The organism is Uliginosibacterium gangwonense DSM 18521, from assembly GCF_000373965.1.
GTDB classification, from domain to species: domain Bacteria; phylum Pseudomonadota; class Gammaproteobacteria; order Burkholderiales; family Rhodocyclaceae; genus Uliginosibacterium; species Uliginosibacterium gangwonense.
The window spans coordinates 107,024-126,493 of sequence record NZ_KB892866.1; the positions used below are offsets into that span (position 1 = coordinate 107,024).

The following is a 19,470-nucleotide window of genomic DNA, read 5'->3' on the forward strand; positions in this document are numbered from 1 at the left end:
CCAGGCAGGAGGTAAATCATGACAATTCTGGTAACAGGCGGCGCAGGGTTTATTGGCGCCAACTTCATCCTTGACTGGTTGCGTGGCTGCAATGAACCAGTCATCAATCTGGATGTTCTCAGCTATGCAGGGAATCCTGAAAATCTTGCCTCTTTGCAGGGGGATTCTCGTTATACCTTTGTGCAGGGGGATATCTGTGACCGCGCCCTGGTAGATAGCCTGCTGGCAACGCATCAGCCGCGCGCAATGGTGCATTTCGCCGCAGAGAGCCACGTGGATCGCAGCATTCACGGCCCTGGGGAATTCATGCGCACCAACATTACCGGCACCTTTACTCTGCTTGAGGCCGTGCGGGGTTATTGGAGCGGTTTGGCGGGTGAGGCGAAGGCCGCGTTCCGGTTTCATCACGTCAGTACCGACGAGGTGTATGGCTCGCTCAAAGCAGATGATCCACCATTTGCCGAAACCAACCGCTATGAGCCCAATAGCCCTTATTCGGCCAGCAAGGCCGCGTCTGATCATCTTGTACGCGCATGGCATCATACCTATGGCCTGCCGGTGACGATCAGCAATTGCTCTAACAACTATGGCTCTTATCATTTCCCGGAAAAGCTCATTCCGTTGATCATCGCCAATGCGCTGGCCGGAAAGAATCTCCCGATTTATGGTGATGGCATGCAGGTGCGCGATTGGCTCTACGTGACCGATCACTGTAGCGCGATCCGAGCCATTCTTGAGCGCGGGCGTGTAGGCGAGGTCTATAACGTCGGGGGCTGGAACGAGAAGCCGAATATCGAGATCGTCAAAACCCTGTGCGCCTTGCTTGATGAACTGGCGCCCAGCTCTGCGGGTAGTTATGCCCGCCTCATTACCTACGTGGCAGATCGCCCTGGCCATGATCGCCGCTACGCGATTGATGCCCGCAAGATTGAACGCGAACTGGGATGGCGCCCGGCAGAAACCTTTGAGACCGGCATCCGCAAGACCGTGGAATGGTATCTGGCCAATCAGGCCTGGGTCGCCAATGTGCAAAGTGGCGCATATCGTGAATGGATGGCCAAGAACTATGCGCAGCGATAAGGTGCGCGCGCGGGAGTCAAAATGAAGATATTGTTGTTTGGCAAGGGCGGGCAATTGGGTTGGGAGCTTCAGCGCTCACTGGCTCCGCTTGGCGAAGTCGTGGCACTGGATGCTGATAGCCAGGACTTGTGTGGTGACTTCACCAACCTGCCTGGGCTGGCCCAGGCCGTGCGGGTGGTGCAACCGGATGTCATTGTCAATGCAGCGGCCCACACCGCCGTCGACAAGGCAGAAAGCGAACCGGACCTTGTGCGCATGATCAATGCCCTGGCGCCCAGTGTATTGGCTGAAGAAGCCAAGAAACTCGGCGCATGGCTGGTGCATTACTCCACCGATTATGTCTTTGATGGCAGTGGCGATCAGTCCTGGCGTGAAGAGGATCGCACCGCCCCACTTTCCGTTTATGGCCGGACCAAACGTGATGGCGAGAACCTGATCGCGCTGACCGATTGCAAGCATTTGATTCTGCGTACCAGTTGGGTGTATGCCGCACGTGGGGGCAATTTTGCTAAGACCATGCTGCGTCTGGCCGGGGAACGCGAACAGTTGAAGATCATCAATGACCAGATTGGCGCGCCAACCGGGGCCGAATTGTTGGCGGACGTGAGTGCTCATGCAATACGCATGGTACAGGCCCGGCCGGAGCTTGGCGGGCTATACCATTGCACGGCTGCCGGGCAGACGAACTGGTATGAATATGCCAGACTGGTATTTGAACTGGCGCGCAAGGCCGGGCGGGAACTCAAGCTTGGGGAAGTTCTGCCGATTTCCACCAACGAGTACCCCACGCCCGCGCAACGCCCGCTCAACTCGCGCCTGTGTTGTGCCAAGCTGGAAGCTGCATTTGGGCTGCGCCTGCCGGATTGGCGCGTGGGCGTGACTCGTATGCTCAATGAAATCCTTTGACCGGAGCGGACCTCATCATGACGACACGCAAGGGTATCATTCTCGCCGGCGGTTCTGGCACTCGGCTGCATCCGGCCACACTGGCTGTTTCCAAGCAACTGGTGCCAGTGTATGACAAACCGATGATCTATTACCCGCTGAGTACCTTGTTGCTGGCGGGGATTCGGGAAATTCTGGTGATCTCCACCCCGCAGGATACCCCACGTTTTCAGCAACTGCTGGGTGATGGCTCCGCCTGGGGCATCAAGCTGGAATACGCGGTGCAACCTAGCCCGGATGGTTTGGCGCAGGCCTTCATCATCGGTGCGGATTTTATCGGGGATGGCCCCTCGGCCCTGGTGCTTGGCGATAACATCTTCTATGGGCACAGCCTGATGGATAGCCTGAAAGCAGCCAATGTCCGCAGCGAAGGGGCCAGCGTGTTTGCCTATCCGGTGACTGACCCCGAGCGTTACGGGGTAGTGGAGTTCGATGCCCACAGGCGGGCCCTGAGCATTGAGGAGAAACCGAGCAAACCACGTAGCCGGTATGCTGTCACAGGGCTGTATTTTTATGACAATCAGGTTGTTGGGTTTGCCCGCAATCTCAAACCTTCTGCACGTGGCGAGCTTGAAATTACGGATTTGAACCGCATCTATCTGGAACGTGGCCAGTTGGATGTACAGATCATGGGTCGTGGTAACGCCTGGCTGGATACGGGCACGCACGACAGCTTGCTGGAAGCCGGACAGTTCATCCAAACCTTGGAAAAGCGCCAGGGGCTGAAGATCTGCTGCCCCGAGGAAATCTGCTGGCGCCAGGGCTGGATTGACAATGCCCGTTTGCGTGAGATTGCCACACCCTTGGCTAAGAGCGGTTATGGTCAGTATTTGTTGCGTATCATGGAAGACAAGGTTTTTTGATGAAAGTAGTCGCTACCCCGATCTCTGATCTATTGATTCTGGAACCCCACGTATTTGGAGATGCGCGAGGTTTCTTCTTGGAGAGCTTCAACGCGCGGGTGTTTGCCGAAGCCACTGGTGCAAAGGTGGACTTTGTGCAGGATAACCATTCACGCTCCCAGCAAGGGGTGCTGCGGGGGCTGCATTACCAGATTCGGCAGCCACAGGGCAAGCTGGTGCGTGTGGTGGCGGGGCGTGTGTTTGATGTGGCGGTCGACATGCGGCGTTCGTCTGCCCACTTCGGGCAGTGGTTCGGCGTTGAACTCAGTGCGGAAAACAATCGCCAGTTCTGGATTCCGCCAGGGTTTGCCCATGGGTTTGTAGTGCTCTCCGAGACAGCGGATTTTCTCTACAAGGCGACCGATTATTACGCGCCCGAGCATGAACGCTGCCTGCGTTGGGATGACCCCCATGTGGGGGTACAATGGCCGTGCGAAGGGCTCCCCCTCCTTTTGTCGGCCAAGGATCAGGCAGGGCTTTCATTTGGCGAATGCGAGACCTACTCTTGAAGGCTGATGCACCAATAGGTATGACAGTATGTTGGTTTGCCGTAGAAGGATAAATATATGAGTTGCATATTGGTTACAGGCGGCGCCGGGTATATCGGCACCCACACCTGCGTGGAGTTGCTCAACGCAGGGCATGAGGTTGTGGTGGTGGATAACCTCTCGAACAGCAAGGTGGTGGCCTTGCGTCAGGTGGAGGAGATTGCCGGGCGCAGCATTGCGGCGTTTCACCTGCGCGACATCCGGGATCGCGGCGCCATGCGCGAAGTCTTCCGCAATCATGCCATTGATGCGGTGATCCACTTTGCCGGGCTCAAGGCAGTGGGGGAATCCGTGGCCAAGCCGCTGATGTATTACGAGAACAATATCGCGGGCACCGTGGCATTGGCCGAGGTGATGGCCGAATCCGGTGTCAAGACCCTCGTGTTCTCATCTTCCGCCACCGTGTATGGCGACCCGGCCAGCGTGCCGATTCGTGAAGATTTCCCGACCATGCCCACCAATCCCTATGGGCGTACCAAGTGGATGATGGAATACGTGCTGCAAGATCTGGTCGCCACCGATCCAGCTTGGCGGATTGCCGTGCTGCGTTATTTCAACCCGGTGGGGGCGCATCCTTCCGGCCTGATTGGTGAAGACCCGAACGGCATCCCCAACAATCTGATGCCCTTTGTATCCCAGGTGGCCGTGGGCAAACGCGAGAAACTCTCGGTGTTTGGTGGCGACTATCCAACGCCGGATGGCACCGGAGTGCGCGACTATATTCACGTTGTCGATCTGGCGGTGGGGCACGTCAAGGCACTGGGGCGTCTGGCGCAGCAGCAAGGCTTGCTGACCCTGAATCTGGGGACAGGCAAGGGCTACTCGGTGCTGGACATTGTGCACGCTTTTGAAAAGGCGGCAGGGCGCAAGATTCCGTACGAAATCGTGGCCCGTCGCCCTGGCGATATTGCCCAATGCTATGCCGACCCGGCGCTGGCCGAACGTGAGTTGGGTTGGCGTGCCGAGCGTGGGATTGAAGAGATGTGTGCCGATGCCTGGCGTTGGCAGAGTGGCAACCCGGATGGGTTTGTGTGATCGGCTTTGCGTGATAAAGCGCTGCGTTTGATGTGAAAAAGGGGAGGCACTTGTGGTGCCTCCCCTTTTTGTTTTCATGCTCAGTTGAAGTGCTTCAGTTGAAACTCAGCTCATCTGCAAAAGCCACCGCCTGGATCAGCGCAGAGGTGATCTGTTGATCACTCAGCCCGAGTTGCTGGGCCTGCTTGCGCAACTGGTCGGGCATGAAGGTCTCGGACGCAGTAGCCAGCTTGAGCAAGGGCGCATAGGCACCGTCGCCGGTGAGCAGGGCGTCCCGCACGGGCTCAGGTAGGCTCAGTTGCTCCAGGATCACATCAACCGAGGTGCCCAGCAAGACGTTCAGCAGCGAGAAGGCGCCGGTGATGAACAGGTTGTCCAACTGCGCTTTGTCAAAGAAGTGTGCGCCCAGGATTTCCATCATCCGGGCGCGGGCCAGCGCGGCCTGCATCACCGCCGGGGCGGTAGGGTCCTTGCTGGCGGACACGAGCAGCAGCGAGAGCCACTTGTTGAGCTTGTCGCGCCCCAGGATCGTTACTGCATGGCGGAAGGACTGTACTTCCACCATCAGCCCGAAGCCAGCCGAGTTGATGTAACGTAGCAGCTTATAGGGCAGGGTCACGTCCTGCTTGAGCACGGCCTCGATGTCGTTGATTTCCGCATCGTTGCGCACCAGATTGAGTAGCCGCACGATCTGTGCATGCGAGGGCGCCAGTGTTTTCGACGGGGTGACGCCGTGCAGGAAGAACCAACCCGCTGCACCGCTGTAGCCTTGGGCTACGGCCTGCTGGAAGGATGGCACATCGGGCAGCCCCCATGCCAATGCCACGCCTGGAGCCCCGGCCGGATTGGGCACCTTGTTGATGTCTGCCAGCGCGAAGCGGCAGTCAATCCCATCGGGCCAACGCACACCGGGCTGGAACCAGCTGACTGCCAGCGGGATGTTGGCTTCATTCATCCGGGTGATCAGTTCCTGGATCTGCGTGTATTGCAGGGCTTGGGCCGGGATTTCGATCAGCGTGCCTTCCGGCGGTTGCCAAGCGAAGAGATCGGCTGTGGGTACGAGTCGCCCCAGGCTGACAAAAACGGTATGCGTCTTGGGCCAATGCGGACGAAGCTCCTCCAATGCCTCCACCGCCTCGGGGACGGTGCTGGCATGGACGATCAGGCGGTTGGCCGTGATCGCGCGTTGTTGGTTGACGACGGGTTCGCGCGTAATGAGAACACCGTTGGGCATGAGAATCCTCTCCTCAGAGCTTGTTGTCGGATGCGAAACTGAATGCATCCGCGAAAAATGCGTGCTCAGGCAAACCGCAGGTCTGCATGAAATCGGCTCGCGCCGCATCGATCATTGCCGGGGCGCCACAGGCGTACACTTGATGCGCAGATAGATCCGGCCAGTCCTTTATAACGGCATGGTGCACAAGACCTTTATGGCCCGCCCATCCATCCGGCACTTCATCCGAGATGACCGGGCGATAATCGAAGCCCGGGATTTCCTGCTGCCAACGCTCGGCCAACTCATGCATGTAAAGCCCGGCGCGGTTGCGTGCGCCCCAGTAGAGCGTGGTCGGGCGGTGGATGCCCTGGGCCTGCATGTATTCGACGATGGCCTTGATGGGGGCAAAGCCGGTGCCCCCCGCCAGTAGGATGATAGGCTTGTCGCCGCCCTGCTCAGGTGCTTCGCGCAGAAAGAAGCTCCCCAGCGGGCCTTCCAGGCGGAGGATGTCGCGCGGCTTCATGCTGGTGAAGACTTTGCTGGTGAAGAGCCCGTTCGGAATCTGCCGGATGTGCAGTTCCAGCGTATCGCCACCTGGGGCATTGGCAATTGAAAAGCTGCGTCGTTGGCCATCAGGCAGCAGGAAGTCGATGTACTGTCCGGCGCGGAACTGAAATTCCTCCGTAGGCGGGAGCTTGACCTTGAGAATCATCACGTCATCCGCCACCTTGTCTAGGCTGGCGACACGACAGGGCAGCTTGCGTACGGGAATGTCCTGCGCCGAGCGGACTTCGCGGCATTCGATGCTGAGGTCGCTGCGGGCATGGGCGCAGCACATCAGCACTCCACCCTGTTCGCGTTCTGTGGTGCTGAGAGTGCTTTCGGGCGAGCGGCCATGATCGACCTCACCAGTCAGCACGCGCCCCTTGCAGGCTCCGCAGGCGCCATCGCGGCAGCCATAGGGCACCAGCAGGTGGGCATCCAGGGCGGCTTGTAGCAAGGTGGTGTCTGCCGTGGCATCGAAGTGATGGGGGCCGGGGAATAAAGAAACCTTGAAAGACATGGCTGTAGGCGATGTTGAGGGACGTGGGATAATACGGTGATGAACAGACTTCTGATTATAGGTTGTGGCGACGTAGCCAGTCGGGCCTTGCCCTGGCTGCGCCGTCGCTTCCGCGTGTATGCCTTGGTACGTAATATGGCCGGGGCACAGGCTTTGCGCGCGCAAGGCATCACGCCGATCCTGGGCGACCTGGATCAGCCCCGCAGCCTGAAGAGGCTGGCAGGTCTGGCCCATTACGTGTTGCACAGCGCACCACCGGCAGAGACCACCACAGACGATGCACGTACCCGCCGCCTCCTGGCTACCTTGGCACAAGGCCAAAGTCTAGCACGTGCCATGGTCTATATCAGCACCACCGGTGTGTATGGCGATTGTCAGGGTGCCTGCGTGGATGAATCACGCCCGCTGCGCCCTGCCACGGCGCGTGCGCAGCGGCGGGTGGCGGCAGAGCAGTGCCTGCGGCGTTTCGCCAGTCGTCAGGGCTGTGCCCTGCGTATTCTGCGTGCCCCTGGCATCTATGCTGCCCAGCGCCTGCCCTTGGCACGCCTGCGCCAAGCCAGCCCGGTGCTGTGTGCCCAAGAGGATGTGTATACCAACCACGTCCATGCCGATGATCTGGCCCATGCCGCCTGCCTTGCGCTCCTGCGCGGGCCACGTCTGCGCGTGTATAACGTGTGCGATGATACGCACCTGAAGATGGGCGACTGGTACGATGCACTGGCTGATGCCGCCGGTTTGCCCCGTCCGCCACGGGCTACCTGGGCGGAATGTGCAGCAAGTCTGTCGCCTGCCACCTTGTCCTTCATGGGCGAATCGCGGCGGATCTGCAACACCCGCATCAAGCGGGAGCTACGCTGGCAGCCCGCCTACCCGGACGTCGTGGCGGCCCTCCCTCAACTTCTAAAGGATTGAACCCATGCTCTACCTGTGGATGAAGGCCATACACGTCTTCTTTGTTGTCAGCTGGTTTGCCGGGCTCTTCTACCTGCCGCGCATTTTCGTGAATCTGGCCCAGGTGGCACCCGGTAATGCAGAGTATGACCGCCTGCTGGGCATGGCCCGGCGCCTGAAGCGCTTCATGCTGATCCTGATGGCGGGCACCTTCATTTTCGGTGGGGCGGTCATCTTCTCCAATGGCCTGGAAGGTGTGCCTTTCTGGCTTGTGCAGAAATGGCTCTGGGTAAAAGCCGTGCTGGTGATTGGGCTGGTTGCCTATGATTATGGGTGTGCCATCCTGCTGCGCGAATTCGAGCAAGGGCGCAACCAATACAGCCACGTCTGGTTCCGTTGGTTCAACGAAGCCCCCACCATCATTTTATTGATCGTCTGCATTCTGGCGATTGTCAAACCGTTCTGAGGCACGTATGTCCGATACATTTTTCCTGCCATGCCCGCGTGGGCTGGAGCAATTCCTGGTGGCCGAACTCAAGGGGTTTGGCGCCAAAAATATCGAAACCGTGCCCGGTGGCGTGCAGTGCGAAGGCGAATGGGAACTGGCATGGCGCGCCAACCTTGAATCCCGGATTGCCACACGCGTATTGTGGAAGGTGGGCTTTGGCCGTTACCGTGGCGAAGATGACATCTACCGGATTGCCTATGCCACCACCTGGGCGAAGTGGTTCGAGCCCACGGATACCATCCGTGTATATGTCACCGCCATCAAGTCGCCGCTCAAGAGCCTGAACTTCACCACCCTGCGCATCAAGGATGGCTTGTGCGACCACTTCCGGGCCGTGCGCGGAGATCGTCCATATATCGACACCGAACACCCGGACATGCGTATCCACGCATTCCTCACGGAAAACACTTGCACGCTCTATCTGGATACCTCGGGGGACGCGCTCTACAAGCGTGGCTTCAAACGCGCCAAGGTTGAAGCCCCCCTCAAGGAAAATCTGGCCGCTGGCATCATCATGCTATCGGGATGGCAACCGGGGGATGTGTTGCTCGACCCCATGTGCGGCAGCGGCACCTTCCTGATTGAAGCCGCGCAGATGGCGCTCGATATTGCTCCCGGCCTCGGACGCAACTTTGCTTTCGAGCGCTTCCGTCAGCATGATGATGGGGCGTGGCGCAGCCTGCGGACCACGGTCGAACAACGCCGCAAGCATATCCCGGAGCTGCCGATTTTTGGCTCCGACATTGATCCGCACCAGCTTAGCGCTGCGCAGGCCAACCTGGATGCAGCGGGGCTGGGGCGAGCCGTTGAGCTGATCGAAAGCGACATTCTGGACATCGAGCCCCCCTCCGATGAAGGCGTATTGGTCACCAATCCCCCCTACGGCGTCCGCCTGTCCTCTGGCGAGGAACTGGCCGACTGGTATCCGCTGGTGGGCAATGTGCTCAAGCAACGCTTTGCCGGGTGGAATTGCTACTTCCTGTCTGCCGACATGGAACTTGCCAAACGCATCGGGCTGAAAGCCAGCAAGCGCACCCCGCTCATGAACGGCGACCTTGACTGCCGCCTGTTTGAATATCGCATCGTTGCCGGGCAAAACCGTGGCAAGCGCGTGGAAGATGAACAGTAACAGAGTATCCATAAGGAATATCCACCCATGAACCTCAGTTACTGCCGTATCCACCTGCCCAAAGACATCGCCTTGCAGCGCTTTGCTGTTTGGCTCGATTTGCCCCCTGCTGGCCCGCTCAAGCGCTGCAGCTTTGAGGGCGCGATTGACAAGGCCTGCGACGCAGATGGCGCATGGCTCGGAGACGCTGTTTTTGTAGCAGAAATCGAAGGTTGGACCTTGTTCCAGGACCTCTCCGGCGGGCTTGGCGCGATCGCAGCGGAAGACTGGTCACGTCTGGCCGGTGAGGAAGAACTGATCGTCGCCGGGTACAACGACGCCATTCCCAGTGGGGAACTGATTGTTGTCCGCAAGGGCCAGATTGTGCGTGCACTGGTTGATGCACCAGACGAGCAGCGCAATATCGGAACGCCCGACAATGAGTTTGCATCCTTCAAACGCTGGCAGGATATCGCCCGGTATGTGGATGACGATGAGCTGGGCTTTGCCGAAAAGGGGTGGCTCTGGGTGTATCGGGAGCGTGAGGACGATTAGAAGCCGTAACAAAATGATTCTGGCGTTGTACTACAAAAAGTGGGCAAGACCTTGAGTGCGATGGCCTTGCCCATTTTTTTGTTAGCATGTTGCGTGGCAGGACAACTCAAACAGTTGATCTGCCATGTGTTCGATGTCTTCCCTCATGCATAGGCGCTGTAACCAGCGCTGTGGAATCGCGTCGGCGCCATAATATGCACCTGCAATCTGCCCGGTGATTGCTGCCGTGGTGTCGGCATCGTCTCCAAGATTGGCCGCTTTCAAAATTGCGTCAGCAAAGTTGTCTGTGTGGTGGAAGCACCATAAGGCGGCCTCAAGGGAACTGATGACGTATCCCGTGCCAAAGATCGCATCCTCTGTCTTTTGCAGGTAATCGCCTCGGGCAAGTGCTTGAACCTGAGCTTCGGTCGCTGAGTAAGCATGTGCGAGCAAAACATCCTGTTTTGTGGCTCCTTTGAGTGCCTGATACAGCATTGCCGCGAACAGCTCACAGCATTCGAGAGCTTCTGGTGCTGCGTGGGTCGTGCGAGAACTCTCCCTGGCCTGCGCCTGCATGGCCTCTACGTCCGGAAAATAGAATAGCGGCACGGGCGCTAGGCGCATCAATGATCCGTTGCCAGCACTTCTCGGGTCAGTTGAGCCCGCATACGGATTTTGCGTAGTGCGAAACTGTTCCAGTGCTGTGGCAACGGTCATGCCAATGTCAAAACAGCTTCCAGTGGAACTCATGTATCCCCACTGCTGCCAGTTGCAGTAGCGGGTCATTTGATCTTTGGCATCAAACCCCTTGCATTTAATCAGGCTTTCTGCCAGACACAGGGCCATGGAGGTGTCATCCGTCCAATAGCCAGGGGGCAAGGCAAAGCAGCCGCCCCCCACCATGTCGGTGACTGGCGCAAATGATCCCTTGGGCTCGAATTCGACCGTGGTGCCTACGGCATCACCGCAGGCCAGCCCGAGCAGACACCCACGAAAACGCTCCTGTAAGGTCGTCACAGATGCACGCTCCTGGAATCAATCCGTCAGCTTCAGGAAGTGGTCGAGTATGTTGAAGTGATCTTCAAAAAACTCGCCTTCCATTTCGCATAGCTTGGATATCGGCGTCCAGTGGGCTTCGGCCGCGTCGTCGGCGCCTTCCACCTGTGGCGGGCGGGCGTTCTTCAGGTCGAAGAAGTGGGCGTGGGTGATGGTGCGGCCACGCTGGCTGCGGTCCGGGTGGTCGAAAACGGCCACACCTGCGAGGGCTTCTTCCAGTGTTTCGTCGCGCAGGGCGAAACCGGTTTCTTCCCGCAGCTCACGGATGGCGCCTTGCAGCACACGTTCGCGGCCATCCAGAAAGCCACCAGGAACGGCGAGCAGCCCCTTGCCGGGGGCGCGACCACGCCGGATCAGCAGGATCTGGTCAGATGCTTTGACAATGGCATCCACGGTGATGAAGGGGCCGGTGCCCCAGACCTTCTTGTTCTTCTCAATAGCCAGATGCTCCTCGCGCAGGCGGGCAAAGTGCGGCAACTGTGCCCAGCCTTCGATGTAGCGCAGGGACGCAATCGGCATCAGTGGGGCGAGGAGCGAACGGGTGACGTTGGCGTCTTCGCCTTCAAACCAGATGCGGCGCAGCGCAGAGGCGTCGATTTCGCCATACTGGGGGGCGGCGACAAATTCCCAGTCTGGGAAGCGGTTCAGATATTGGCTGGAGGCATCCTTGAGGTGGCCGATCAGGGCCACGCGCTTGCCTGCGCCGCATTTTGCCAAAACGGTGGAGGTTGCAGTGGCGGCCCAGCGCTGGTCATTGTAATAGTCGCGCATGGGCAGGAATTCGACGCGTGCGCGCTCGCTTTCTGTGAGCGAGCAGGCGATCATCGCGGCGCGTTCTTCCCAGGTGAAAGGGTTTTTGGCGTTGCGGGCCGAGAAGGCTGAGCCGAGCAGCACGAACACCTTGGGGGCTGTGGCCAGTGCGGTTTTGAGCAGTGCGGCGTGGCCGTTGTGGAAAGGCTGGAAGCGGCCGATGAGTACTGCAATGTCATGAGTGGTGGTCATCATACAGTCCGTTCTAATCAAAATTCATAACGTGCGGCTATCGGCATCTGCCGGCCGCTGCCAAATGCGCGTGAGCGCAGGCGCAGGATGGGGGGCGCCTGGCGGCGCTTGTATTCGTTGCGGGCAATCATCTTCTTGATGCGGGCGACGAGCGCAGCGCCTTCGGCTGTACCGACCAGTTCCGTGAAGGCCGTCTGCACCTGGGTGCGTTCAGCCCCCTCCAGACGCTTGCCCTCGATGAGCTGCTTGAGGATCACGTCCAGCACCGGGTAGGGTGGCAGGCTGTCGGTATCGCGCTGATCCGGGGCCAGTTCGGCGGAGGGTTCCTTGTCGATGATCGCTACGGGAATGATCTCACGCCCGGCACTGTGGTTGATATGGCGGCACAGATCGAAGACTTCCGTTTTGTAGAGGTCACCGATCAGCCCGAGGCCGCCATTGGTGTCACCATACAGGGTGCAATAGCCAACAGAGATTTCGCTCTTGTTGCCGGTGGTCAGCAGCAGGTGGCCGAAGCTGTTGGAATATTCCATGAGGATGGTGCCGCGAATCCGTGCCTGCAGGTTCTCCAGCGCCAGCCCTTGCAGGGGTGCGGCGAAAGCAGCGTCAAAGCCACTGCCGTATTGGCTGACGATGTCGCGGATCGGGTGCTCCAGCAGGCGAATGCCGAGGTTCTGGCATAGGCTGACCGAATCACTGACGCTACCTGTGCTGGAAAAGCGTGAGGGCATGGTGATGCCGATGACATTGTCTGCGCCCAGTGCTTCAACGGCCAGCGCCATGGTCAGTGCGCTGTCGATGCCACCCGATGAGCCGATCACCGCCTTGGTGAATCCGCAGCGCCGGGCATAGTCGCGTAGCCCGAGCACGATCTGGCGACGATAGAATTCCATGGGAGGGAGTTCTTCTGCGCCTGCCTCGGCGGGGGATGTGAACACGCCTTGGGCGAAGTCCAGGTTGTGGGTGCATTCGACAAACGCGGGTGCCTCAAACACGACTCCCCCTGCCGGGGTGACGGCAAACGATGCGCCGTCATAAACAATCTGGTCATGCCCACCCACCTGATTCACATAGAGTAGTGGCAGATTGTGGTGTTGGGACGCTGCACTGAACAAGGCGTGGCGCTGTTCGCGTTTGCCCAGGTTCGAGGGGCTGGCGTTGATCGACACGATCAGGTCGGGTGCCGCGTCTGCGAGGCGTTCAAAGGGGTTGATGTCATAGTCATGGCGCTCGTCGTTCCAGCCATCTTCACAGACGAGGAAGCCGACGCGTGTGTCGCCAATACGCAGCACACGGGCAACATCCGGCCCCGGTTCGAAGTGGCGGCGCTCGTCAAAGATGTTGTAGGTGGGGAGCAGCTGTTTGGCATAGCGTAGGCATTCGTTGCCGTTGCATAGCACCAAGAGGCTGTTCCAGAGTGACTTGCCCGGGCCGGTGCGATGTAGGGGTGCGCCGATGACCCAATGTAGCCCCGGGGTGGAACGGCTGGCTTCAAGCAGATCGGCAATGCCTTGCTCGATGCGCGCCAGGAAGCCGGGTTCGTCCAGCAGGTCGCCGGGGTAGTAGCCAGTGAGTGAGAGTTCAGGGAAAACGACCAGTTGTGCCTTGTCGGCATGGGCTTTGGCCGCCGCCGCACGCATCAGGGCGATATTGCCGGCAATGTCGCCAATGGTCGGGTTGATCTGGGCGAGGGTGATACGCAGCATGGATTGTGTTCTCTAATAATGGGTGTGGGGTCAGGCCGCCAACAACGTCTGGCGGACACGCATGAGCACCTTGCCCAGGCGGTTCTGGCCCCGCCATTTGGAAGGGTCGTGCGCGCGTGGGTCTTCCTCTTCAAGGCCGATGCCCCAGATGCGGTCGGTGGGGCTGGCTTCGGCGATCAGGGTGTCGCCCGTGGCACGCAGGACCTCCAGCAACTCGGGATTCTGGCGGAATTTTTCCCGCAAGCCGGTATAGACCAGATCTTCGCATTGCGCATCCCAGATGGCTTCGTCAAAGCCGTGGACCTTGCGGCCCAGCTCTTTCTGGCGTCGTGGGATGGCTTCGGCCAGGATTTTGGCGGCGACTTCGTGGTCGCCAAATAGTTTGGCCTTGCTATACATCATCCACTGTTCGCCGCAGTTGAAGCCTTGGCCTTCGACCACGAATTCACTGGGATACCAGTTGGAGAAAACCTCATGGTTGCGCCAGAACAGGGTGAGTGTTTTGGTTTTGAGCATGGTGTTCTCTTTTCAGCCTACACGCGGGTGATGGAAAACCTGCCGCAGATAGGCGAGGAAGGTTTCATCATCACACAGGGTCTTGCCCGGGGAGTCGGAGAGCTTGGCGACTGGTTGGCCATTGCAGGCGGTGATCTTCATCACGATGTTCAGCGCCTTGTGCGGGGTGTCGTTGGTCAGATCGGTGCCAATGCCAAAACTCGTCTGGATGCGGCCCCGGAAGTGGCGGTACAACTCAATCGCACGGGGTACATTCAGGCCATCGGAGAACACCAGCCGCTTGGTACATGGATCAATGCGCAACTTCTTGTAGTGGGCAATGGCCTTTTCGCCCCATTCAGTGGGGTCGCCGGAATCATGGCGCAAGCCATCGAAGAGTTTGGCAAAGTACAGGTCGAAGTCGTTCAGGAAGGCGTCCATCCCTACTACATCCGTGAGTGCCGTGCCCAGGTCGCCCCGGTATTCCTGCACCCAGCCTTCCAGCGCAGCTTTCTGGAAATCCCGCAGGCGGAAGCCGAAGGACTGATAGGCCTGCAGGTATTCATGGGCCATTGTGCCAATCGGGGTGAGGCCATACTGTTTGGCCAGATACACGTTGGAGGTGCCACGGAACAGGGCCGGGGCTGCTTTGGCAAAACGTTGCACCACCTCTTCCTGCCATGCCCCTGAATAGCGGCGGCGCAGGCCGAAGTCAAAGAGCATGAAGGGGAATTTGCCATCGTCCAGCAGTTCAGTCTCTGCCGCGCAGAGCTGGGTCACCTTGGTGTCCAGGCGCTGGCGGGCCACATCCATCACACTAGTTTGGTCCAGGCGGCGGAAGTAGAGTTCATTGACGATGTAGAGCACGAAAATCTCAAAGCCCATCACGTGCACGAGCGGGCCGGTCGCGTGGATCACCAGTTGCCCGTTGTGGGTGGAAACCTGGATGAAGCGGCGCTGGAAGCGGAACACGGTGAGGAAATCCACAAAATCGCTCTTGATGAAGCGCAGGCTGGAGAGGTAATCCAGCTCATCCTGTGTGAAGTTGAGCGTGCACAGGTGGTCCAGCTCGGCTTCCACTTCTTCCTTGAGTTCGGCCAGTGGGAAGGCCGTGGCGTTGCGGCATACGAAACTGTATTCGGCCTGCGCACCTGGGTGGCTGTGCAGCAGCGATTGCCACATGGTGAATTTGTAGAGGTCGTTTTCCAGCAGGCTTCTTACGACGGGTTGATGTTGCGCGTCTCTCATGATCTTGTGTCTCTGCTCTCAATTCATATTGGCTTGCAACGTGGCGGCCAGGTCTTTTGCACGGGCAAACCCGAGTCCCTTGCTGCGCATGGCGGCGAAAAAGGCGCTCTGCTGCGCTTCAAATCCTGTCACAGCACTCATGCAGTCTTCAATCAGCACCAGCTTACCTAAATGCTCAGCGCCGATATTCTCAACGATATGCTCGACGGTTGCCTTAACACAGTGACTAGCGGCTTCTCCGGCGATGAAAATCCGATCAGCGCGACGTAACTGGGTGATGAAATCCATATTGAGTGCGGTGGAGGCGTCTGCGGGATCGGGCACCTCGGCCATCACCGCGCTGTAGTGTTCCGTCCAGGGGTTGGTGCCTTTGACGAGCTTGCCGACGATGTTGAGCTGCTGTTCTTCCCAAAGGTTGCAGGCGGCACGCAGGTCGTGGTGGATGTTGTGGCCCCAGGTGCCGATTTCGCAATGCACCGGCCACACCATGTGGGTGTAGCGCCCGGCGGCTTCCAGTGTATCCAGGTAGGCCTGCACACGGGGCAGGGCGGCTGCCAGCCGGGGGCGGAATTGCCCGGCGCGCACGGCTGCGGCGCTGATCTGGGTGAAGGGGGCGATAGGCTCGCCCTGTGCATCTTGCCAGAAAGTGGGGTGGGCAATATCCAGGTGCTGGTGCGAATCCAGGGTGACGGTGATTTCGCTCAGACCGGCGGCGCTAGCGGAAATCAACCGGGCTAGGCGTTGCATGTCGGCGTGGGCGCCAGCCACTGGCAGTGCAGGTGCCATGCGGGTGCCGCTGAGGGGGTCGGGCGGGCAGTAGGCGGCGGGCAGATCGCAGAAATCGTTCTGGGGGTCGATGATCAGCAGGTGAAAGGCTTGCTTGGGCATGATGGCATCTCCTGTAAGCGCACTCATGTTATCGAGTGCATGAGATTACTCTAAACTACTTAAAATAGTTTTGCAACTAACAAAGACAAATGGCTTTTCTTGTGCCACATCCAACACCAACTTGAAAGACAGGCGCTAAACTAACACCTGATCGGGGTGCATTGGCCCCCGCTTGATTGGTGGAGTGGGTAAAGATGGAATCGGTGATCTGCACGGTCGATGTGGTGCTGCTGACCTTGCGCGAAGGCAATCTGTATGTGGCCTTGCTCTTGCGCGATAAAGCCCCCTTTCAGGGCGCCTGGGCGCTGCCGGGCGGTTATGTGCACGTAGAGGCCGATGAGGATGCCGAGCAGGCCGCCGGCCGCGTGCTGGAGGAAAAGGCCGGTATCGTCAGCCCCTATCTTGAACAGTTGGCCACCTTCTCGGGTCGGGCACGTGATCCGCGTGGTTGGTCGGTCTCGATCAGCTACTACGCCCTGGTGCCGTCTGCCGTGATCGAACGCGTGGAGCGCAGTGACCTGCGTCTGGTGGCTGTCGATCAACTCAAGAATCTGCCCTTCGATCACCTGAACATTGTGCGGGCTGCACTGGAGCGGGTGCGTTCCAAGAGCAGCTATTCGTCCTTGCCAGTCTATCTGTGCAGTGAGCAATTTACGTTGCCGCAGTTGCAGACGGTGTATGAAGCGATCCTCAAGGAGCCGATCAACAAGGTGAGCTTCCGCCGCAAGATGGAAGAGCTGGGGATCCTTGAGCCTGTGCTGGGGGCGGTGGAAACCGGCAAGGCCAATCGTCCTGCGCAGTATTACCGGCTCAAGGCGCAATACCGGCATACCCTGTCGCAAACCGGGCGGGGCTTGAATCCCGGTTCATAGGCGTTGTGCGCACGGTCTGCTGCAAGGATATGCTTCTGGGTTGTATTGCAAGGTGTGCGCCGCGTACTTATTTCGACAGGCGTATGACTTTGTAATTTGCCCCGCCTTTGGGCGCAGGGGTGAGTTCCACGCGATAGGCAATCATCTTGCCGCTACTTTCAATCTGCCAGCGCTCGATATAGGTTGCGCCATCTTTACCCACGTAATCCGCCGCGATCAGACGGGGTGGCGGGGACGAGCGCTTGCCTGTGGCGGCTGCTTCGTAGGCGCTGATCGTGCGCATCACATCCTTGCGCAACTGGGCATCTGCCACCGATTTGATGCGGGCCGCAGAGGTTGAGGCGGAGACTTCGCTCTGAGGCGCCACGGCGGGCGCAGTGGTGCGGGCGTCCGCCTGGGGCGCCATGTCGGCGCAACTACTCAGAAAAAGCATGCCCACGGCCTGGGCAAGGATGATTGCGGTACTACGGGAGGTGTGCATCATATTCATGGTGTGAGACGGCCAATCAAGCGCTTCCTGCGCCATCATAACGGTTTGGCTGCGAACCACGAAATGCAGATGATGCATGGCCCCTGGTGGCCGGGGGCAGGGCGCGTTCTGTACTCCACACAACGCGCCTTGCAGAAACGCCTGAGGGATTTCTAGCGAATGCCCACTCTGAGTGAAGCGCTATCGCCGTAGGATTCGGGCAGGCAGGGGGTGTGCACGCAGGAATTGGTGTCCGCGTTGCGCAGCAGGCGCCATGCCCACCAGCGGTGATCGTACTCGTTCTCCTCCACGCTATATTGCGCACCGCAGAGCACGCAGCGGCACTCGTAGTGGTCTACCCACTTGCCATCAAGCAACACCGTTTTCAGAATATCGATATTCCCTTGGCGTGCTTCTTCTACCGGGTTGAACAGATCATCGGTCAAATACAGGGAGCAGATGCATTCGTGGGATCGCCTGACGTGTTCCAGCTTATGCAAGGCGAATTCTATGTCCATGAAATAGCCACGGAAGCCATCGTTGAATTCGATGTGATCAATGCACTCTCGGATGTGGTCAAGCTCCTGGGCCAGTGCTGCAAGCTCGCCCTTGTCGCGCAGGTGGCGAACGGCGTTGGAGGCAATCCAGGTTCTCTGGGCGTTCTTGGAAGTCAGGTCATTGAGTAGGGGCATCTTATAACTCTGCTAGTAATAAGGGATCGGGTACACCTTTTGAAAACCTTGCTAGGAGAAACTCCCCAGCTTGTAACAATTGGCGCATGTTTGCGCTATATAGGACAATCTGGCCGAAGGGGCATGACCCTGGGCGCGGGGAAGGGCAAAAGAGTCTGATACTATTATTGACAAAGTGACCTTGGTTGGATATCTGTATGGTATATCCTCTGTTTCCGCTCACATGAAATTAGTTCCTTACAAATCATGCTTTTGAAGGCCTAATCGATGAATACTCGCTTTGCTGCAGGAAATCCTCTGCATGCTTCTCTGTACTATAGACCAATGGGCAAGACTTCAAGCCCGGTTGTGAGCTGGTTTTTGAATGGGAAACGCAGGGGATGCGATCAATGAATTTTTCTCTCATGAAGGCGGGGCAGGTGACGAGCGGGCAGCTGACCGCGCTGGTTCCAGAGGATGCTGGTGGTCGTCAGGCGCGTACCAGGGCCGTGTTTGTTGAACGCAATGCGTTCGGCTTTTTTGACCCTTTTATCAGCCAATGTTGGCCTGACTACTCCAACTCGATCCGCAAGCGTGAATACCGGATTCCTACCGAGGTCTGGCGACAGATCATTGAACGCGTGTCAGACTTTCGTATGGCCCTGATGGCCGCGCAGGCGCCCGAAGCGCTGACAGGGATGGGATTTGTCATGGGCAGCCACTATGGCGCAGCGGGGAACAATTTTGCCCAGACACAGCAGGGCATCGCCGGCCTGATTAGCGAACTTGTCGCATGGCTTCAAAGCGAACTGCCGTGCTGTGGTTATGTTGATATCGTGGACTTATGAGCGCCAGCGCTTTGCCTGAAAATGGATAATGATTATTGCGATGACATGCGGCGCGTTGTGTACTAGAACTCTTCCCGACTGATGACACGAATCATCTTTTCCTGCGGGTCGAATGCAATGCTCACGCGTTGGCTGTTGTCGCGCAAGATCAGATTGGCTTGGAAGTAGGTCCAACTCACGTAGATTGTGCCATCCACGCCATAGATGACTTCAGCTGGGGCCCCCAAGGTGGATTTGGCGTCCTGCAAGGTGGTGACACCGGGCTTGAAATTGCGGACGGTATGGTCATCCAGACGCTTGCCAACCGAGGTACAGGCAGACAAGAGCAGGGCGATCAGGATGAGTGCTCTTTTCATGGCAACGTTCCCCGAGAAAGTGGGTTTTC

Annotated in this window: 22 protein-coding genes; 11 read left to right on the top strand and 11 right to left on the bottom strand. The window is 58.5% G+C overall.

Features of this window, described 5'->3' with window-relative positions:
* Positions 1 to 18: 18 nt before the first annotated feature.
* From rfbB to galE, 5 genes are read left to right on the top strand one after another with little or no spacing between them, the layout of a single operon-like run.
* Positions 19 to 1,080 (top strand): dTDP-glucose 4,6-dehydratase, encoded by a 1,062-nt coding sequence (gene rfbB / locus B145_RS0120635; protein WP_018609855.1) that lies wholly within the window; start codon positions 19 to 21, stop codon positions 1,078 to 1,080.
* Positions 1,081 to 1,101: 21 nt separating this feature from the next.
* Positions 1,102 to 1,986 (top strand): dTDP-4-dehydrorhamnose reductase, encoded by an 885-nt coding sequence (gene rfbD, locus B145_RS0120640; RefSeq protein WP_018609856.1) that lies wholly within the window; start codon positions 1,102 to 1,104, stop codon positions 1,984 to 1,986.
* Positions 1,987 to 2,003: 17 nt separating this feature from the next.
* Positions 2,004 to 2,888 carry a glucose-1-phosphate thymidylyltransferase RfbA gene (gene rfbA / locus B145_RS0120645; RefSeq protein WP_026259343.1) on the top strand — a complete coding sequence of 295 codons (885 nt, stop codon included), beginning with the start codon at positions 2,004 to 2,006 and terminating at the stop codon, positions 2,886 to 2,888.
* Entirely contained in the window at positions 2,888 to 3,436 is a 549-nt protein-coding gene (gene rfbC, locus B145_RS0120650) for a dTDP-4-dehydrorhamnose 3,5-epimerase (protein WP_018609858.1), read from the top strand. Before rfbA ends, rfbC begins: the two co-directional genes overlap by 1 nt.
* A gap of 57 nt (positions 3,437 to 3,493) precedes the next feature.
* Positions 3,494 to 4,510: a UDP-glucose 4-epimerase GalE gene (galE, locus tag B145_RS0120655; protein ID WP_018609859.1), complete on the top strand. Its 1,017-nt coding sequence runs from the start codon at positions 3,494 to 3,496 to the stop codon at positions 4,508 to 4,510.
* A 94-nt stretch (positions 4,511 to 4,604) separates the two neighbouring features.
* Here galE and B145_RS0120660 read toward each other — a convergent pair whose 3' ends face one another.
* Both B145_RS0120660 and B145_RS0120665 read right to left on the bottom strand, forming a co-directional pair.
* Entirely contained in the window at positions 4,605 to 5,744 is a 1,140-nt protein-coding gene (locus B145_RS0120660; RefSeq protein ID WP_018609860.1) for an EAL and HDOD domain-containing protein, read from the bottom strand.
* Between the two features lie 13 nt (positions 5,745 to 5,757).
* Entirely contained in the window at positions 5,758 to 6,789 is a 1,032-nt protein-coding gene (locus B145_RS0120665; protein WP_018609861.1) for a CDP-6-deoxy-delta-3,4-glucoseen reductase, read from the bottom strand.
* A gap of 39 nt (positions 6,790 to 6,828) precedes the next feature.
* Between B145_RS0120665 and B145_RS0120670 the strand changes: the two genes are divergently transcribed.
* Genes B145_RS0120670 through B145_RS0120685 form a run of 4 tightly spaced genes read left to right on the top strand, consistent with a single transcriptional unit; the run spans position 6,829 to position 9,851 of the window.
* Positions 6,829 to 7,701: an SDR family oxidoreductase gene (locus tag B145_RS0120670; protein ID WP_026259344.1), complete on the top strand. Its 873-nt coding sequence runs from the start codon at positions 6,829 to 6,831 to the stop codon at positions 7,699 to 7,701.
* 4 nt (positions 7,702 to 7,705) lie between these two features.
* Positions 7,706 to 8,146: a CopD family protein gene (locus B145_RS0120675; protein ID WP_018609863.1), complete on the top strand. Its 441-nt coding sequence runs from the start codon at positions 7,706 to 7,708 to the stop codon at positions 8,144 to 8,146.
* Positions 8,147 to 8,153: 7 nt separating this feature from the next.
* Entirely contained in the window at positions 8,154 to 9,317 is a 1,164-nt protein-coding gene (locus B145_RS0120680) for a THUMP domain-containing class I SAM-dependent RNA methyltransferase (RefSeq protein ID WP_018609864.1), read from the top strand.
* Positions 9,318 to 9,344: 27 nt separating this feature from the next.
* Positions 9,345 to 9,851 carry a hypothetical protein gene (locus B145_RS0120685; RefSeq protein WP_018609865.1) on the top strand — a complete coding sequence of 169 codons (507 nt, stop codon included), beginning with the start codon at positions 9,345 to 9,347 and terminating at the stop codon, positions 9,849 to 9,851.
* 81 nt (positions 9,852 to 9,932) lie between these two features.
* Here the strand turns inward: B145_RS0120685 and B145_RS0120690 are convergent, their stop codons facing one another.
* The 6 genes from B145_RS0120690 to B145_RS0120715 are packed head-to-tail and all read right to left on the bottom strand — an operon-like array spanning position 9,933 to position 16,225.
* A complete protein-coding gene (locus B145_RS0120690; RefSeq protein ID WP_018609866.1) occupies positions 9,933 to 10,847 on the bottom strand; it encodes an ADP-ribosylglycohydrolase family protein in 915 nt (304 codons plus the stop codon).
* A gap of 18 nt (positions 10,848 to 10,865) precedes the next feature.
* Positions 10,866 to 11,891, bottom strand: a complete 1,026-nt coding sequence (locus tag B145_RS0120695) for a bifunctional nicotinamide-nucleotide adenylyltransferase/Nudix hydroxylase (protein ID WP_018609867.1) — start codon at positions 11,889 to 11,891, stop codon at positions 10,866 to 10,868.
* A gap of 14 nt (positions 11,892 to 11,905) precedes the next feature.
* Positions 11,906 to 13,594, bottom strand: a complete 1,689-nt coding sequence (locus B145_RS0120700; RefSeq protein WP_018609868.1) for an NAD+ synthase — start codon at positions 13,592 to 13,594, stop codon at positions 11,906 to 11,908.
* Between the two features lie 30 nt (positions 13,595 to 13,624).
* Positions 13,625 to 14,110, bottom strand: coding sequence for a riboflavin biosynthesis intermediates N-glycosidase (locus tag B145_RS0120705; protein ID WP_018609869.1), 486 nt, complete (start codon positions 14,108 to 14,110; stop codon positions 13,625 to 13,627).
* Positions 14,111 to 14,122: 12 nt separating this feature from the next.
* A complete protein-coding gene (pncB, locus tag B145_RS0120710; RefSeq protein WP_018609870.1) occupies positions 14,123 to 15,337 on the bottom strand; it encodes a nicotinate phosphoribosyltransferase in 1,215 nt (404 codons plus the stop codon).
* Positions 15,338 to 15,355: 18 nt separating this feature from the next.
* Positions 15,356 to 16,225, bottom strand: a complete 870-nt coding sequence (locus B145_RS0120715) for a cysteine hydrolase family protein (protein ID WP_018609871.1) — start codon at positions 16,223 to 16,225, stop codon at positions 15,356 to 15,358.
* Positions 16,226 to 16,419: 194 nt separating this feature from the next.
* On the opposite strand from B145_RS0120715, the gene B145_RS0120720 reads away from it, so the two are divergent.
* Positions 16,420 to 17,097 (top strand): NUDIX hydrolase, encoded by a 678-nt coding sequence (locus B145_RS0120720; RefSeq protein WP_018609872.1) that lies wholly within the window; start codon positions 16,420 to 16,422, stop codon positions 17,095 to 17,097.
* 67 nt (positions 17,098 to 17,164) lie between these two features.
* Here the strand turns inward: B145_RS0120720 and B145_RS0120725 are convergent, their stop codons facing one another.
* Positions 17,165 to 17,665, bottom strand: a complete 501-nt coding sequence (locus B145_RS0120725; RefSeq protein WP_018609873.1) for a hypothetical protein — start codon at positions 17,663 to 17,665, stop codon at positions 17,165 to 17,167.
* A 74-nt stretch (positions 17,666 to 17,739) separates the two neighbouring features.
* Complete coding sequence (locus B145_RS0120730) at positions 17,740 to 18,258, bottom strand: hypothetical protein (protein WP_018609874.1); 519 nt, start codon at positions 18,256 to 18,258, stop codon at positions 17,740 to 17,742.
* Positions 18,259 to 18,647: 389 nt separating this feature from the next.
* Here B145_RS0120730 and B145_RS0120735 point away from each other — a divergent pair, with 389 nt between their 5' ends.
* Positions 18,648 to 19,085 (top strand): hypothetical protein, encoded by a 438-nt coding sequence (locus B145_RS0120735; RefSeq protein ID WP_157288556.1) that lies wholly within the window; start codon positions 18,648 to 18,650, stop codon positions 19,083 to 19,085.
* 62 nt (positions 19,086 to 19,147) lie between these two features.
* On the opposite strand, the gene B145_RS0120740 is transcribed toward B145_RS0120735, so the two are convergent.
* Positions 19,148 to 19,441 (bottom strand): hypothetical protein, encoded by a 294-nt coding sequence (locus B145_RS0120740; RefSeq protein WP_018609876.1) that lies wholly within the window; start codon positions 19,439 to 19,441, stop codon positions 19,148 to 19,150.
* Between the last annotated feature and the right edge of the window lie 29 nt (positions 19,442 to 19,470).